This window comes from Candidatus Palauibacter polyketidifaciens, assembly GCF_947581785.1.
In the GTDB taxonomy this organism is placed as follows: Bacteria; Gemmatimonadota; Gemmatimonadetes; order Palauibacterales; family Palauibacteraceae; genus Palauibacter; species Palauibacter polyketidifaciens.
The window spans coordinates 23,827-39,002 of the sequence record NZ_CANPVO010000049.1 but is presented as its reverse complement, the minus strand read 5'-3'; the positions used below and the strand labels follow the sequence as shown (position 1 = coordinate 39,002).

Below are 15,176 nucleotides of genomic sequence, written 5' to 3'. Positions count from 1 at the left end.
GAACTCGGGGATCTCGCAAATCTCGAATTCCTGATTCTTTGGGGCAACGAGTTGACGGGGCCGATCCCCGCCGAACTCGGCAATCTCGCCAACCTCAAAGACCTGACTCTTTCAGGGAACGAACTAACGGGATCCATTCCGCCCGAACTCGGGGATCTCGCAAATCTCGAATTCCTGATTCTTTGGGGCAACGAGTTGACGGGGCCGATCCCCGCCGAACTCGGCAATCTCGCAAATCTCGAATTCCTGATTCTTTGGGACAACGAGTTGACGGGGCCGATCCCCGCCGAACTCGGCAATCTCGCCAACCTCAAAGACCTGACTCTTTCAGGGAACGAGCTAACGGGATCCATTCCGCCCGAACTCGGAAATCTCGTGAATCTCGAAGTCTTGACTCTTTGGGACAACGAGTTGACGGGGCCCATCCCGGCCGAACTGGCCAGTCTCGGGAATCTCACAGACTTGAGTCTATCCCGAAACGCGCTGACCGGATCCCTTCCGCCGGAACTCGGGAGCCTCAAATCGCTGGAGAGGATGTGGATCCGCGAGACGAACTTGTCGGGTCCGATACCTGGAACGTTCGTGAAACTGTCGCTCTCCCTTTTCCACTGGTACGAGACCGATCTCTGCGCGCCGACCGATGAGAGATTCCAGGCGTGGCTGGACTCGATCGAAGACCACAACGGAGGGGAAGACTGCGCGTCCGGGAGCCGTGGATCGATACTCCAACACGCGGATCCTGTCCGGGTCGCGGGCCTCGCCCCCCTGTCAGATGCGCTGGTGGTCCGCCCGCCAGCTCTCAACGGCCTCCTTGATAGCCTTCCGGCTCGTCAGCTCACCCGCGAGGACGCGGCGCACCAGCCCGGGCAGTTCCGCGTCCGACGCGAAGCGCAGAGCGATGAGCTGGTCCGTCGTCAGCCGCTCGATCTCGCCCTTCAGCTCGTCCGGCAGCGTTTTTTCCAGGCGGAGGCGCTCCTCCAGGCGGATCACCCGGTCCTGAACGCCCAGTGAGAAGCGCCGCGCAAGAGGCAGGCCTATCGCCGTACATGCGGCGACCACGAACAGCGCCAGCGTCTCTGCGCTGTAATCCACGACAACCCGGTATCCGACGCCTACCGTAGCGGCCGTGGCGAGGGACCACGCGACGAGGAACAACAGCGGAGGGCGCCTGGCGTGGTTCGCGTAGCTCTGCGGCTGGGGCATGGCAACTCCGGATTCCGGTGCGGCGCGTCGCGTGCAGGAGTAATGCGCGGTGGGGCGACTGCGGGGCAAGCGTCGCGGATGGCTTCTTGGACCCGAAACCACGACGCGGACCACGCGGCTAGAGGCGAACCCAGGCGATTCCTTCCACGTGCTCGAAGTGGCGGTCAGCCGACACCAGGTCGGCTCCCGTCTGCATGGCGTGGGCGGCGATCCAGATATCGTTGGTGGGGATCGGGCGGCCCTTTGCTCGCAGAGCCGCCGCGATTCTCGAGTACCGGTCGGCCGTGGTCTTTCCGACCGGCACCACGGTAACGTAGGGATTGTCGAGGAAGGCGCGCAGCGCGCGGGCGTTGCGCTCGTAGCGCGCGCCGTAGCGAAAGCCGTACAGCAGTTCGCCGAGCACGATCGTCGACAGCAGAACCTCCTCGGCTCTTCGCACGATCCCGGCTACGTTCTCGCTTCCCCGCATGAGCTGCACATAAGCGTTCGAGTCGAGCAGCACCCTCAATCCCACATGGCCCCGTCGATCGTCTCGAAGTGCCTGAGCGCCCGTTCGGTCTCGTCCGCCTCCGCGTCGCTCCAGGAGCCGATGAAGCAATCCAGCGACGACCCGACCGCGTCGGCCGCCTGTCTGCCCTCCAGCCCCGCCCCCCGGCGCAGCAGTTTGACGGCGGCTCGGTTGAGCGATGTTCCGTCGCGGTTCGCCAAACGGCGAATCGCCCCGGTCAGATCGTCCCCGAGGCCTCTAACGGTGAGCTGTTTCATTTCCTGATCTCATGATGAGTCATATTGTGATTTAGTTTGAATCAAAATAAGAATCGCAGCTGTGAAACGTCAACCGACCGGTGGGGCGTGCGCGGTCGGGCGACGCGGGGCCAAGCGACATTGAAGGCCGCTCCCCTGCGCGGCTTGGACCACCCGACCCCGCGATCAACCGGCGGTGGGCGCTGGTCCTGCTCGGGGTGCTGCCCATCATGTTCCTTCTGCTCAGGCTCGATCCGCCACCCGGGCTGACGAGCAGGAGGCGACACGTCTCGGGATGCTGCGCTCGACACCTTCGGCCCGGTTCACACGCTGGGTGCCTCCACTGCGATCTCGCTGTTCCGATCGGTGTTCGCGATCGGCATGTTATTCGCCATGATCTTCCGACGATCCGTGCCCATGCTCCGCCGTCACTGCGTGTTCCTCGCGGCGTTGGCCGCGACCAGCCCGCTCGAGGCCGTCACGGCCACGCAGGAGATCCTCATCCGCGGGGGCACCGTCGTCACCTCGGAGAGGCGATTCGACGCGGACGTGCGGGTGCGGGACGGGACCATCGTCGAGATCGGGACCGGACTGGCCGCGGGGGCCGGCGCCCGCGTGATCGATGCCACCGGGCTGCGGGTCATGCCGGGCGGGGTGGATCCCCACGTCCACCTGGGGGGACGCACCCGCGACGACTACCGCACCGGGTCGCAGGCGGCGCTCGCGGGAGGCATCACCACGATCTCGAACTTCGCCTTTCCCGCCGGAGAGCAGACCCTCGCCGAGGCGATCGAGCGCGAGGCGGCGGTCATCGGTGAGCAGGCGATCGCGGACGTCATCCTGCACGCGGGCATCACCCCCGGAACCGAGCAGGCCGAGATGACGACCCTCGGCGGCGAAACCGGCCAGACCAGCACCAAGATCTTCATGGTGTGGACCACGTTCGACGCCGCAGTGCCCAATCATATGGCGACGATGGCCGAGGCGGGGCGCGCCGGCATCCTGACGATGGTGCACTGCGAGGATTGGCCCATCCTGGCCCACGCCATCGCCGAGCTGACAGCCGCCGAGCGCACCTCGCTCGAGTACTTCCCGGACAGCCGGCCCGTGCTCGCCGAAGTCGTCGCCTGCCAGCGCGCGGTCGCCATGGCCGAGGCCACCGGGGCGCCCATCTACGCGGTTCACGTCTCCTCCGCAGGCGCGCTGCGGGTGCTGCAGGAGGCCCGGGACCGCGGGCTCAGCGTCTTCGTCGAGACCCGCCCCATCTACCTCCACTTCACCCGCGAGCGCTTCGAGGGCCCCGACCGCGGGCTCTACGTGGGACAGCCGCCGCTTCGCGAGCAGGCCGATCAGGACGCCCTGTGGGCGGGCATCGCCAGCGGATCCGTGCACGTCCTCGCCACGGACCACGTCGCCTATCGCCGCGAGGAGAAGCTGGACCCGTCGCAGACCATCTCCAGTCACCGGGCCGGCCTGAGCAACCTCCAGGTGGTGCGGCCGATGCTCTATTCAGAGGGCGTTGTCCGGGGACGCATATCCGAGGAGCGCTTCGTGGCGGTGACCTCGACTAACGCCGCCAGGCTCTTCGGCCTCTACCCGCGCAAGGGCACGATCGCCGTGGGCTCCGACGCCGACATCGTCCTCTGGGACCCGAACGAGACGCGCACCATCCGCGACGAGGACATGTTCTCCGGCGCCGGCTTCTCGGTCTACTCGGGGTGGGAAGTCACCGGCTGGCCCGTGATGACGCTCCGCCGCGGCGAGGTGGTGTACGAGAACGGGGAGGTGCTGGCAGGGGCGGGCAGCGGTGAACTGCTGCGCCGCGGGAGATGGCGGGCGCCGTAGCGCGCGACCCGGCCGTCGGTGCTTAGCCGGGAGTCGCCGGCAACCTACGGAAGTACGGGCCATGACAGGCTGACGGATGCCGTCCGTCGTATCGTCGGTGATGTCCGGCAGAGCCCGACATCAAGTTCAAGAATACGGGCAGATCGTGCGAGATGCCGTTGAATGATACGGCATCGTGTCAGATTCCCAGCTACCATCGAGCCGCCTGTGCAGCGTGAGGTCATTCGGGCGGCCCACGGCGGGGCGCTCACCGCGCGGATCGGGGATGGCGCCTAGAAATGGTGGCGTCCGGCGGGGAATCGCTACCGCTGGCGAGTTCGGTGAGAGCCGATTCGCCGCGAGGGAGGCGGTGTTATATTGACCAACTCGATATCTGACACCGAGTGCACACGCCATGAAGAGCTTCCGGAGCGGATCATGGAGCAAGCCGAGGTCACGCCAATCTGTCGTCCCGCTCCCCTACCTACGTGGATCGCCGCTGAGACAACCAGCGCGACTGGAATCTCCCCCGCCGTCACCGTAGACGTGCCGCCATGCTACACAGCCATCTCCCTCGCCGTCGCTAGACTTCACGGGCCCAGTTGGATCTCCCGTTCGTCGCGGAACTGGCTCACTCAGCGTAGGGTCGATCCGATTGGAAGGCCTCCGTGGAGGCCGTTCGCGATTCCGTAAACCGAGAGACACGATGCTTGACAACCTCTTCACCGGCGCGCTAACCTCGCTCCGCAACGACGCGGACTACCGCAAGCTGCCACCACGAGGTCCCCCCACCGACTTGCCTGCCCTGTCAGCAGAGGCACTAGAAGCACTCCAGCAGACCGTTTATGGGCAACAACTGGATTTAAAGTCTCACGCCTACCACTCCATAGAACTGGCGGAAGACCACGCGACACCACGTCCCCTCCCACTTCCGGACCGTCACGACGTCGCTGGAGTTCATATCCACAGTATCGACGGCAGTAATCAACGCTTCGATCATGCATCATTCTACTTCATCATAGCCCGGAGCGCTCTGGTATCATTCAAGTATTCGGAATCGCCCGATAAGCCATATACGAACCACAAGACTCTTGATTCTGCCGGGTTGCTGTTGGTGGACGGTAATGCATTCGATGACAACCTGTATTCACACGTCAGGAGACCCGCCTCCGGGTCCGAGAATTTCGACCTGCTGGCTTTAGCGCTAGACCCTGAAGGGCTCTCCGAGCCTCTCTTGTACCGGCACAAAGCGGGCGCGGCCAACAGCAACCCCGGATCTCAGGCACTAGGCTTGGCCGTGAGTCTACAGCAGAATCTAGAACTCGCACTGCTACGAGATGTCCCCTTTCACCAACGTGGCGTGTGCATTCGAGATGGCCCGCTGTTCTCGACTAGCGTTTCTCCTGCCGACACGGTGTCTGGGCTGGCTCCTGTCTTCCAATGGCACGAGCAGGTTTTGGTATCCGTCTCAAAACGGGTTTCTGAGTCCACGCTGCTGCTTGAGCTATTGCTTGGTCAATCAGATCTGCGCGACCACTGGTTTCCGGGGCAGAACATCACTCGTTCGACTCTAGAGTCCGTGTCTACGGATTCGGTGTTGCTGCCTAGGATTATGAGTCCTGGTGATCGAACACCGCTAGTTCGAGCGGTTCCACGCGCACGGAGAAAAGTCGTTGACCAAGAGGAGGAGTTAGCACCGCTGGTATGTTACTACCTTAGTCGCTCCCGACCTCATCGGTACATTCGGATGGAGGTTCCGCAGTTTATGTGGGAGCGTGACTGTGAAAAGGTAGAGTGGGCCCTGCGTTTGGTGGCGTGGCAGCACGAACTAGGCAGAAAAGCACCGTTGATCCAGATGCAGGCTGATCGATGCTGCCAACTAACGTCGGAAATATCTAGGTTACGCTGGCGAGCAACCGCGGCGTTACATAACAGCAACCTCAATATTCCAGAGGTCTACGTATGACCGAATCAGCTTCGAATCCGGCCGAGTCCGTGGAGGCGCGTGCCGCCGTCCCTTATGCCGACGTCCGTAATCCCTTCTCGGTTGACCAGTCAGGAGCGTTCGCTGAGTACCTGCTGCATGATCCAGAGGCCATGCCTGACCTTGCCTTCGGATCGCGCGTACTTGTTGAAGACGACCGGCACGGTGAAAAAGTGTGGTTGGACGGGACGGTTGTACGAGTACGGAGCACATCACCCTTTCATCCAGACCGAGAGACACTGCTCTACATGGAGGACCAGGCGGATGATCCGCATCGCTTGCTCACAGGATTACATGGTCCGCATTCCGTTCAACCGATGTTGGTACGCGTCCGGCTAAACCAAGAGCTGACCCGGGGTCCAGACTCCAAGGCGAACACATTCGCGCGATCCGCCGTGCAGCGACCGCCATCGGGTTCGAGTCGCCTGTTCTTTCCAAACCTACTTCCTAGTACCGAGGCAGATGCACCTGTTTTGTCCCAGCTATTGGCGATACGCGAACAGGGCATTCCTTTCGGGGCTGTGGGATTTGGTAGCCGTCCCTACGAACAGAATGGTGAACTTCTCATTTATCGGTGGGATATCGCACGTCTCGACAACAAACACATGTTCATTGTCGGCGAAAGTGGCAGCGGTAAGACTGTACTCCTCAAGCACCTGGCACTTGAGATCCGCCAAATCAAGAACCCCAGGTATCGGGTCATTATGACCGACGTGCAGGGAGATCTCACGCAACTCTTTCTCAACAACAACCCATCTGATAAGCACCCTGCATTTGTGCCACTCCTCACACCCCAGCCGTGGCAACGGCATCTGAAAGACGATCAGGTGCTTAGCCCGCCGGACGCGATCAAAAACGTTGGTCCGTTCAATCTCGTGCTGCCCGTGTCGAGGGACCGGTCTGATTCTGTTCAATTCCTAAAAAGGCTGGCTAGGAATCGAGGGGTGGCGGTCCATGAGATTGGGATGCGTCTCCAAGATCTTGGTAGACCCTCTGACGTAGAGTATCTCTTCCGCATTACGTCAGAGCAGGCCGCAATGCTGCTGGACGAGGAGGCTGGTGATTTGGAGCGCCGAAACACACCAGTCACCATCGACCGTCTGGAGATGAGAATCCGCCAGCATGTGCAAAAGGCGCAAAAGGCGAAGAGCAGTTCCTTTACGAGTCGCGGCGGTACCAACTACTACACATCAACGGCGTGGGCAGCCCTACGGGCACTTAGCAACCTGAAAAACTACTTTGACCATCACCAGCCGTCGATGGATCTCGACCGGAATCCGTTGGATGCTTTTGATTTTGACGGAACGACGATCGTGTATCTTGAACATCTGGCTTACGAAGAGCGGCTAATGTGGCAGATGCAGCTCGTCCGGTGGCTCTATCGCAGGAAACGAGACTTGAAAGAAGTCTTCGTGTTTTTTGACGAGGCGCACCAAATCGTGCCCGAAAGACCTCCGGTCGTGGGATCCAGGGGTACGTTTGATCGGTTGCGGCGGACATTTGAACTGCTCGCGCGAGAAGGCCGCAAGTTCGATATTCACTTGATTCTCAGCACACAAAGTCCCCGAGACCTGCACAAGATCGTTCCCGAGCAGTGTCCGACACGGATCGTAATGAAGCTGGATCCGGGGAATCGATCGTACGCGCATTTGGACAAAGAGTCAGCCATGATTGCTGCCCGCTTCGGACACGGCCAATTTTGGGTGAAATCGCCGTTCAACGGAACACCCGACTGGGTGAGGATTCACGGCTGGGCGCCGCCGTTGCCACACCAGGCCATGACACCGTACTGGGAGGCAGTGAAGGGACGAGCGAGGACAGAGCGATGACCAAGCTCGAACGGCGGCGAGCGGACGGCCCGCCACAGGCGTGGAGCAAACGGGAAGAAGAGACGTTGTTGGCTCTATTGGAGGACGGGGTGGTAGCCATCAAGAAGCTGCGGGCGGCTTTGCCGAATAGGACGCGGGCGTCGATCAATTGCAAGAAGCGCCGGTTACGCATCCGCGAAGACACGTTCGGCAAGTCATATCGGGATGAGAAGGCTGCGTTCACCGAGAAGGTGGCTAGCAGCACCACCCCGACGAATGTATTCGAAGCATACGCGGGGGCTGGCCACCAGACGATGAAGTGGCTGAGCGGTGCCTCGCACGTGTTCTCGGTCGACCGTTCGTCCAAGAAGACCGCAGCGTTGAAGGGGCACTTATTGGATGGCGACTTCCACCGAGAGAAGGGAGGCCTAGACGGATGGGAATCATACGCTAGAAGCGACGATCAGCGAGTCAGCATATATACCGGTGATGCAGTTGTGGCTGCTGCGGGTGTGCGGAGTGCTGGTGTGCCTATCGATATGGTCGACTTGGATACATGTGGCTCTACGCTACCGACACTTGGGCTCTTCCTGCAACTCCTCCGACCCAGACATCTTACGATAACCCACGGAGAGTTTCACAGTTACCGTTTTGGACGAGAGGATGTGTTGCGTCGGGTCTTGTTGCACAGAGATATTACTAGAGCACATATGTGTAGCAGTATTCATGAGTTTGCCGATGAGTTGCGATTGGCGACTTGCGTAGCCGCATTGCGGTCCCACAACGAGACGCAACACTCGTACTGGTTGAAGCTGGAAGACGAGTTGTGGTTTGGTCCACGAAATAGGATTCAGATGATACGACGACACTACCGTGTTGTAAGACCTAGCGCAACAGCTGATTGTCTGAATATCTTGGCAAATGAGCTAGCATACGCGCCGGTGAGCGATTGATGGCTCTTGGTTGTCACAAAACCACCGTTATCGTGAACAATGCGCATTCCGCGCAGTGCGGCAGGCGTCACCGAACGCGCCCACTTCCCCCTGGCGTCGTTAACTCCGATGTGCGACGTGGGGGAGAAGGTTGCTTGGGCGCTCCGCTAGGCGTGTGACCGAATACACAAAGAAGGCTTCGGCCCAGGTAGCCCGGACAGAACTTAGTGGAGCTTCCTACGCGCCTGAAGTTTCGTTCCGGATGTATCCTATCGCCACCGGGACGCCCATCAACTGAAACTGGCGCTTCGCACGGCGGAGATTGATCCTCGAGAAGAGCGGTAGGTTCCGCCACGTTCGGCGTGGATCCTTGTTCGTCACGACGGCAAAGACAACCCGAACCGTCCTATCTCCGAGCCTTTCCGCCAATCGCACACCCCCCAACCTCTCCTCGCGGTTCGCCACCAACGCTTCCAACCTCTCTACTGAATCCGATTCCGACAGCAGCAACTCCATGGCCCCTGTACCTTGGCTAAATAAATGACTCAGCCCGCTCGATCTCGTAGACCGCTTCACGTGGACGAACGTGACGTCTGGTTCCCCATCGCCCTCGCTCCCCTCCACGCATAGGAAATCGCAGGGCTCTACCTGCGTCGCACCCGCCGGAGAAATGTCTTCACCGTCCAAACAGAGCGCTCCGCTATGCTCTTCCTCCATCTTACTGTTGTAGTCCTTCTCATCCTTATGGTCATGCGTATACGGAGGTAGATCGGTGTCTTGAAACATTTCTCCTATATCCGTCTCCAGCATTTGCATATAATCTCTCTCCACGCGATACCACACGTCCTCTAACAGGTGATAGCCGGCCGATTCTCCCTCCAAGTGCGTGTCATAGATCAACGCCTTCCTAATTGAATGCCTGTCTCCCGGCCGCATGTCTTCGTCCACGAGCTCGATCTTGTGTCGCTGAAGGTCCTCCAGCTCGATCGATTCCGGCGACACGTTCCTCGTATACAAATATTCGTAGTACAATTCGAGCGCGACATCATCTCGTACAAACTTGCCACCCGCACCACGGTATCTGATCTGGACCGGCCTAGCGTAGTCCACAAAGTCTGGCACCCCAAGTAACAATGCCGGATCGGTTCCTCTCAAACCGAGCACCAGCTTTTCCTCAAGCTGCTCGATAAGGGATGGATCTTTAACCCGGGAAATGGCGCGAATCCCTGGAAATACATTCTCATAGTCATTCGACTGGTAGTGCGTCAACAACTCTTCGCACAGCATAGGGAGATTCGATGCCTCAACATCCGAGCTGATCCGGAGACTGTCTTGACCAGACACGTTTCGAACAAGGTGTTCATGAGCCGCCTTTGCTTTGCCAGCAAGGTTCTTGAGTACCGAGCTGTCGTGATCGAAATCAAAGATCGTTAAGTCTGACAACACAGGGACCTGGGTCCGTCGCCGACGGGCGTTGGCTGGCTCGACGATATCCGTATTCTTGATCTTGTTGGCGTCGACGAGATTGAGTGTGACTCGCAACCCAAAATCAGGTTCGTAGCTCGCGTTCTTCAGGCTGTGATAGGCGCGACCGAATGAGAAGGCAAATATTCTCTCGGACGCCGGAACGAAGACGAGAGCGCCTTTGAATGCCTGCTTGAGATCACGATCGATGCCAAAATATTCCTTCCACCAGACCTGTATCGGTATTTTTTCGGACAGATACAGGGAAGCGCCTGGGGGCAGACGATCCGCCGTGACGTTCGGGACGAGGTCGTGATCGTCGCGCAGAGCCGACGACGCGTTGTAGCTGGGTTTTAGTAGGTAAATCGAAAAGTAGTGACTGGAACCCATGACATGGCACATCCGGCAAGAGGGATGGAGGTTGGGTGGCAAGTAGTTGAACTGGCCTTGGATAAGTGCGTCATCGTACGCTGTAAACGGTGCGTGTCAAGCGATGCGCTGACTCCATCGGTGCTTTGGACTGGTTGTCGCTTCCAGCGGGCTCGCCACGCTAGGCGGGCACGGCAACCACGATCATCACTCAATGTCTGCGACGCGCCTACGGGACTGACAACAGGAATTCCCGGCACTCCTGCACAGACGTGAACAGGTAATCGGGATTCGATGCTCTGAGAAGTGCGACATCTGTCGATCCCCACCCCGCCCCTATTGCCGCGATGCCAGCCCGTTGGGAGGCTTCCGTATCCTCGGGGTGATCTCCGACGTGAAATGTCTGAGCGCTCGTCGCGCTGGCCTGGCACATGGCCCGAACCAGACCCTCCGGGTCCGGCTTGTGCTTCCTCACCTGGTGGTAACCGATCACGATGTCGACTGGCCACCCGTACCGACGCACGAACGCCCGGGGAATCATGTCCGGGCTCTTGGTGACAATCGCGAGCCTCTGGCGGTTCGCATCGAGCTCGGAGAGGAGCTCGTGCACGCCATCGTATACTTCCAGCTCCGGCACCCGAGCCATGACCAAGCGCCATTCTTTGGCCGCTCGCAGTGTTTCAACGGGCTTCGTGTCGACGAGGGTGAGATCGAAATCGAAGATAATCACGCTTAGAATCCGAGCCACCTCTGCGTGTCACGAATCGCGGGCGTGGGCTCGGGATCAGGCGGCGTCGCTTTCGGCGGCCGCAGATCGTTGAGGAACTCGATGAGTGCCGTGCGACTTCTGATCGGCTGCGCGTCCCCCTCCCGGACGAGTTTCTGGTTGCCCCGGGTCATCTCCGAACGAAAGCTCTCCAAGTGCTCGAGGTGGAAGCACGCGAGCGCCCGTTCCTGCTTGAGAGCAAAGCGCGCAGTATGCATCGTCCCACCCCGAACATCCGTTTCGACGACGAGCACGCCATCGGAGAGTCCACTCTGGATACGGTCACGTTCAGCGAACGCTGAGCGTGACGGCGTCATGCCCACCGGGTACTCGCTCGCCAGGCAGCCTCCGGTGTCCAGGAGCCGGTCCGCCAAGTCACGATTCGCCGCCGGGTAGACTCTGTCCAGTCCGTGCGCCATAACTGCTACTCCGACGCCTCCCTCCTGAAGGCACCCCTCGTGCGCAAGAGTGTCGCAGCCATGAGCGAGGCCGCTGATGATCTCATAGCCGCTCTGAACAGCTATGCATCCCGATCTCAGCGCCAGCCACTTCCCCTCGGGCGTTGGCTTGCGTGTTCCTACCACCGCCAAGGCCCGCGGCGCGTGCACGGCCTGCACGTTGCCCTTCACGAACAGCAGCGCCGGCGGATTGGAGATCTTCCGCAGACGAGCAGGATACCCTTCATCGTGGAATGATAAAGTGTGCACGCCTAGCTCAGAGCCTCGGTTCAGCTGCTCCTCGCTCCTGGCCCAGGCATCCGAGATCGTGGCGGACTGAACGCGGGGTTGCTGCTCACGAAGACGGTACAACAGGGCTTCGCGGCAACTCTCGGGTTGTGTTTCGTTGATCGGCCGATCGACGATGGCCAAGGCACTCGCCCGCCCAATGCGCTTCAGCTTCATGACCGCGAGTATCGAGACTGCGGTCAGCGACGCGCCGGCGACATCACTTCGCATCGAGCCACCTCCTCTCCCACCGACTTGGCACATGCTCGTTCGATATCTCTACGCCGAAATTCTCGCGACAGTAGCTACGGCGTTCCGTCTTGCCGAGCGCGACGGCGAAGATCAGGAGCTCAGGATTCCGCTCGAGCATGGCTCGCGCGAGGTGCGACATCGTGCTACCCCTCGTGATGAAGTCGTCGAGAATCAGGACGTTATCGGCGCGTATCTCTTCCGACCTGAAATCGGCGGCGGCCAGAATGGCGCTCCTCTTCGAGGCGTCGTGGTGCCCGTGGAGTTGCTCGTGCGCGTTCTTCGTGATCCGTTCCCCCGCGAATTCCACGCCCGAGCATTCGGCACAGAACTGCGCCAAGCGCCACAGTACGCCGCCGGGGGACGCGACCGTTTCGCTTGACGATAACGCCGGGACGAAGACTGTCTTCGAGGTAACGAGCCCAAGGTCTTCGGCGAGACCTTCAACGAGACTGGGGACAGCATCCCGCATCATCGCTCCTGCACGACGGAGGGCAGCGTGCGGCTGCCTTTTGAATGCGTTGAAGCGAGCCGTCCACGGGTCCGCGGGATCATCGTTGAAGCGGTAGCCGACCGTGAACGCGCGCGTCACGCCCTCGTCCTCGGATAACCTGTCGAAAGCCATCCAGCCGCGAAACTCACTCCACTTAAGCACCTCGACCTCTCCCTTGCCTCCATGGCCTAGTTTCTTGGAGAGTAGGTGACCGACCCGATCTGAGTCCGAGATGGCTGACCTCTCGGTCGGTGCTTGTCACCGGCTGGCGGCTCAGGTCGGCCTCCACGAGCGCCCGCCTAGGCTCGGACCGCTGGTCCATGAGTCCGATGGATCCACCGCAGCCCTCATGTCGAGAACAGCCTGCTTAGAGGGTGCAAGCGCCGCGTGGAGGCGGCGGTGCCCCAGATGCAGCTGGCGATCCAGTGTAGGTCGGGTCCCTTGTTCATAGGGTAATGATAGCAGGAAATCGCCCGGCCCGCGCGCGAACGGAAGGGGCGATCCGCTGGGCATGACGCCGAGTCGTCGTATGACCGATCACCCGCTCGGGATGGTCCGCCACGTCGCAGCAAGGGGCTCGAATCCCTGCCCGCTGGCGCGCGCGTGCCTGGAAGGCATCCTGGAGGATACCAGCTCGAGCAATCGACCACGATCGATTCTGACCCGCTCCCGCGGGTCACGAAACCGCGACCACGGGTGGACGACCGCTGCAGGAAGCCGATCACTTGATGCCCGCCCAAAGCCGTCCGTTTGACGATTTTGACGCTTCACTCGAGCGGGATCGAAACGAGCCTGCGCTCGCGCCGCGTCGAACGCCAGCACGGCCCGTCTTCCGGCTCCAGTTCGGGCAAATCCCCGCGGCCCTAGCCCTTGGGTCGGCGCTCTGGATCCAAGATTTTGGCCGACCGATCTCTTGACCGGTATGGAGTCGCGTTGCCCTACGGAATACCCATTTCTCCGGCACTCCGACGTGAGTACCACGTTCTGCGGCACACCGCCCATCTGGATCCAGCTCACGTTGGAGATCTTGCGGTCCATCGGCCGACCACCATTCCGGTCCACCTAGCCGCTCGCACCACGGATGTCTGGAGCTCGTGGCGTGTTGAGACCGCGCACGCGGACGCCATGCCGTCGACGACATGGCGGGCGGTGACGATGTACTGCCCCACGGCACGATCGATGGTGAACGCGGTACCAACGGAGTCCCCGTTCCTGATGCAGAGGATGCGCTGGACGACATTGTTCGTCAGAATCATCGTGACTTCCTTGTGGTGGAGGGGCGACCCCGGTTCGTGTAGTGCGAACGTCAGCGTCAAAGGCCCGTCAGATTCCCGCTGTTTGAGCCGATCTTCTCGCTATCCGAGCGTGACCGGGCTCGTCGTGGCCTCATGGCAAGAACGGCAGATCGTGCAGTCCCAGTTGACTTTACGTGATTTCTTGCCGTAAATCACAAACCCTGATCGACGTTTTGCAAGCAGGAGGTCGTCGGTTCGAATCCGATGCGGCTCCATTGGACTTACGCGAGAGGGAGGGTTGGCCGCGGGCTCGTCGCGCATCCGGGAACCGCGGCGAGCGTGCCGTTCAGATGCGCTGGTGGTCGGCGCGCCAGTCTTCGACGGCCTGCTTGATGGAATCCCGCTGATGATGGGCGGTTGAGACTGCGGCGGACCCTTGTGTTAAAGCCGGGGTTAGGCAGGTTCGGCAGCTGATCCTCAAGTACAAGTTGGGAGCAGACGACTGATGTACAAGTACGAGATCATTCTCTACTGGAGCGACGATGATCAGGCTTTCGTCGCCGAGGCGCCCGAGTTGCCCGGGTGCATGGCGCACGGAGACGATCACGAGAGCGCCTTGAGCAACATCAAGGATGCAATGCAGCTGTGGATCGACCGGGCACGTGAGTTGGGACGGCCCGTACCGGAACCGAAGGGCCAGCGCCTGGTGCCGGCTTGACCGACTCAGCACTACACCGCGTTGGCTCTTCCCCCCACGAATACACATCGGGGCTCTTGGGTTAAGGGCCCCCCGGATCCGAACATCAGACCCTGCTCCCAGTGACCAACGCACATGGATCCTGTTTGGGGTTCTTGGCGGCGGGGCGAATCGGATCAAGCGAGATGCCCTCGACGCTGCCGCGAACCGGACGAGAGACGGCCTGACGCTCGCGGTCAGCAAGTAGCGGGGGACGAGCGTCGAGCCAACACGGGATCTTGTCGAAACTTAGCCTGGTCTCATCTACGATCCTTCTGGAGATGTTGAAGAGGCGGTTTCGGACGGTAATCTCGAGGGTATGAAGCGCTGGCTGGAGGGCGCTGCACAGCGCCAGGTTCCAGAGGTATCTGGCGACGGTGTCGACTTCGTCGGCGTCCTCAGGCAGCGCGTAGGCACTCAGCCGCTCCGCCGAAAGCACACTTCGAAGACCTTCGATCGATAGCATAGCAACTCCACAAGTTGCGGCTTGGGTGAGAGTTGACGATACTCCATGTGTATGCCTCAGGTCGTCCTCTACTGCTAAAGGCCTTCGGGTGCAGCAAGACGCTGAGGTAAGAGCCCCGAGGCCGTTTCGTCCTCGGGGCTCTTGGGTTTAGGGTCCCCTGACCCGAACTCCAAACTCT

At 60.6% G+C, this 15,176-nt stretch carries 12 protein-coding genes, 1 tRNA gene and 1 pseudogene; 6 read left to right on the top strand and 8 right to left on the bottom strand.

What is annotated here, in order from left to right:
• Window positions 1-1,011: pseudogene (locus RN729_RS13450) on the top strand (hypothetical protein); the annotation flags it as partial.
• A 310-nt stretch (window positions 1,012-1,321) separates the two neighbouring features.
• On the opposite strand, the gene RN729_RS13445 reads toward RN729_RS13450, so the two are convergent.
• Complete coding sequence (locus RN729_RS13445) at window positions 1,322-1,705, bottom strand: type II toxin-antitoxin system VapC family toxin (RefSeq protein WP_310785542.1); 384 nt, start codon at window positions 1,703-1,705, stop codon at window positions 1,322-1,324.
• Between the two features lie 2 nt (window positions 1,706-1,707).
• The gene (locus RN729_RS13440; RefSeq protein WP_310785540.1) at window positions 1,708-1,968 is read right to left on the bottom strand and encodes a hypothetical protein; all 261 of its coding nucleotides are present in this window, start codon (window positions 1,966-1,968) and stop codon (window positions 1,708-1,710) included.
• A gap of 372 nt (window positions 1,969-2,340) precedes the next feature.
• Between RN729_RS13440 and RN729_RS13435 the strand changes: the two genes are divergently transcribed.
• From RN729_RS13435 to RN729_RS13425, 3 genes are all read left to right on the top strand, one after another.
• Complete coding sequence (locus RN729_RS13435; protein WP_310785538.1) at window positions 2,341-3,792, top strand: amidohydrolase family protein; 1,452 nt, start codon at window positions 2,341-2,343, stop codon at window positions 3,790-3,792.
• Window positions 3,793-4,477: 685 nt separating this feature from the next.
• Window positions 4,478-5,737, top strand: a complete 1,260-nt coding sequence (locus RN729_RS13430) for a DNA double-strand break repair nuclease NurA (RefSeq protein ID WP_310785536.1) — start codon at window positions 4,478-4,480, stop codon at window positions 5,735-5,737.
• The gene (locus RN729_RS13425) at window positions 5,734-7,584 is read left to right on the top strand and encodes a helicase HerA-like domain-containing protein (protein WP_310785535.1); all 1,851 of its coding nucleotides are present in this window, start codon (window positions 5,734-5,736) and stop codon (window positions 7,582-7,584) included. Before RN729_RS13430 ends, RN729_RS13425 begins: the two co-directional genes overlap by 4 nt.
• Window positions 7,585-8,732: 1,148 nt before the next feature.
• Here RN729_RS13425 and RN729_RS13420 read toward each other — a convergent pair.
• The 5 genes from RN729_RS13420 to RN729_RS13400 form a co-directional block, all read right to left on the bottom strand.
• Entirely contained in the window at window positions 8,733-10,349 is a 1,617-nt protein-coding gene (locus RN729_RS13420) for a DUF6119 family protein (RefSeq protein WP_310785533.1), read from the bottom strand.
• A 208-nt stretch (window positions 10,350-10,557) separates the two neighbouring features.
• A complete protein-coding gene (locus tag RN729_RS13415) occupies window positions 10,558-11,058 on the bottom strand; it encodes an HAD-IA family hydrolase (protein WP_310785531.1) in 501 nt (166 codons plus the stop codon).
• 2 nt (window positions 11,059-11,060) lie between these two features.
• On the bottom strand, window positions 11,061-12,050 hold the full coding sequence (locus RN729_RS13410; RefSeq protein ID WP_310785529.1) for a DNA-processing protein DprA: 990 nt from the start codon (window positions 12,048-12,050) through the stop codon (window positions 11,061-11,063).
• Window positions 12,040-12,723 (bottom strand): phosphoribosyltransferase, encoded by a 684-nt coding sequence (locus tag RN729_RS13405; RefSeq protein WP_310785527.1) that lies wholly within the window; start codon window positions 12,721-12,723, stop codon window positions 12,040-12,042. The genes RN729_RS13410 and RN729_RS13405 overlap by 11 nt, the downstream gene beginning before the upstream one ends.
• 851 nt (window positions 12,724-13,574) lie before the next feature.
• Window positions 13,575-13,817 (bottom strand): hypothetical protein, encoded by a 243-nt coding sequence (locus RN729_RS13400; protein ID WP_310785526.1) that lies wholly within the window; start codon window positions 13,815-13,817, stop codon window positions 13,575-13,577.
• Window positions 13,818-14,000: 183 nt separating this feature from the next.
• Here RN729_RS13400 and RN729_RS13395 point away from each other — a divergent pair.
• A tRNA-OTHER gene (locus RN729_RS13395) sits at window positions 14,001-14,071 on the top strand.
• A 230-nt stretch (window positions 14,072-14,301) separates the two neighbouring features.
• Window positions 14,302-14,514, top strand: coding sequence for a type II toxin-antitoxin system HicB family antitoxin (locus RN729_RS13390; RefSeq protein ID WP_310785524.1), 213 nt, complete (start codon window positions 14,302-14,304; stop codon window positions 14,512-14,514).
• Window positions 14,515-14,599: 85 nt separating this feature from the next.
• Here the strand turns inward: RN729_RS13390 and RN729_RS13385 are convergent, their stop codons facing one another.
• Window positions 14,600-14,998: a hypothetical protein gene (locus tag RN729_RS13385; protein ID WP_310785523.1), complete on the bottom strand. Its 399-nt coding sequence runs from the start codon at window positions 14,996-14,998 to the stop codon at window positions 14,600-14,602.
• Between the last annotated feature and the right edge of the window lie 178 nt (window positions 14,999-15,176).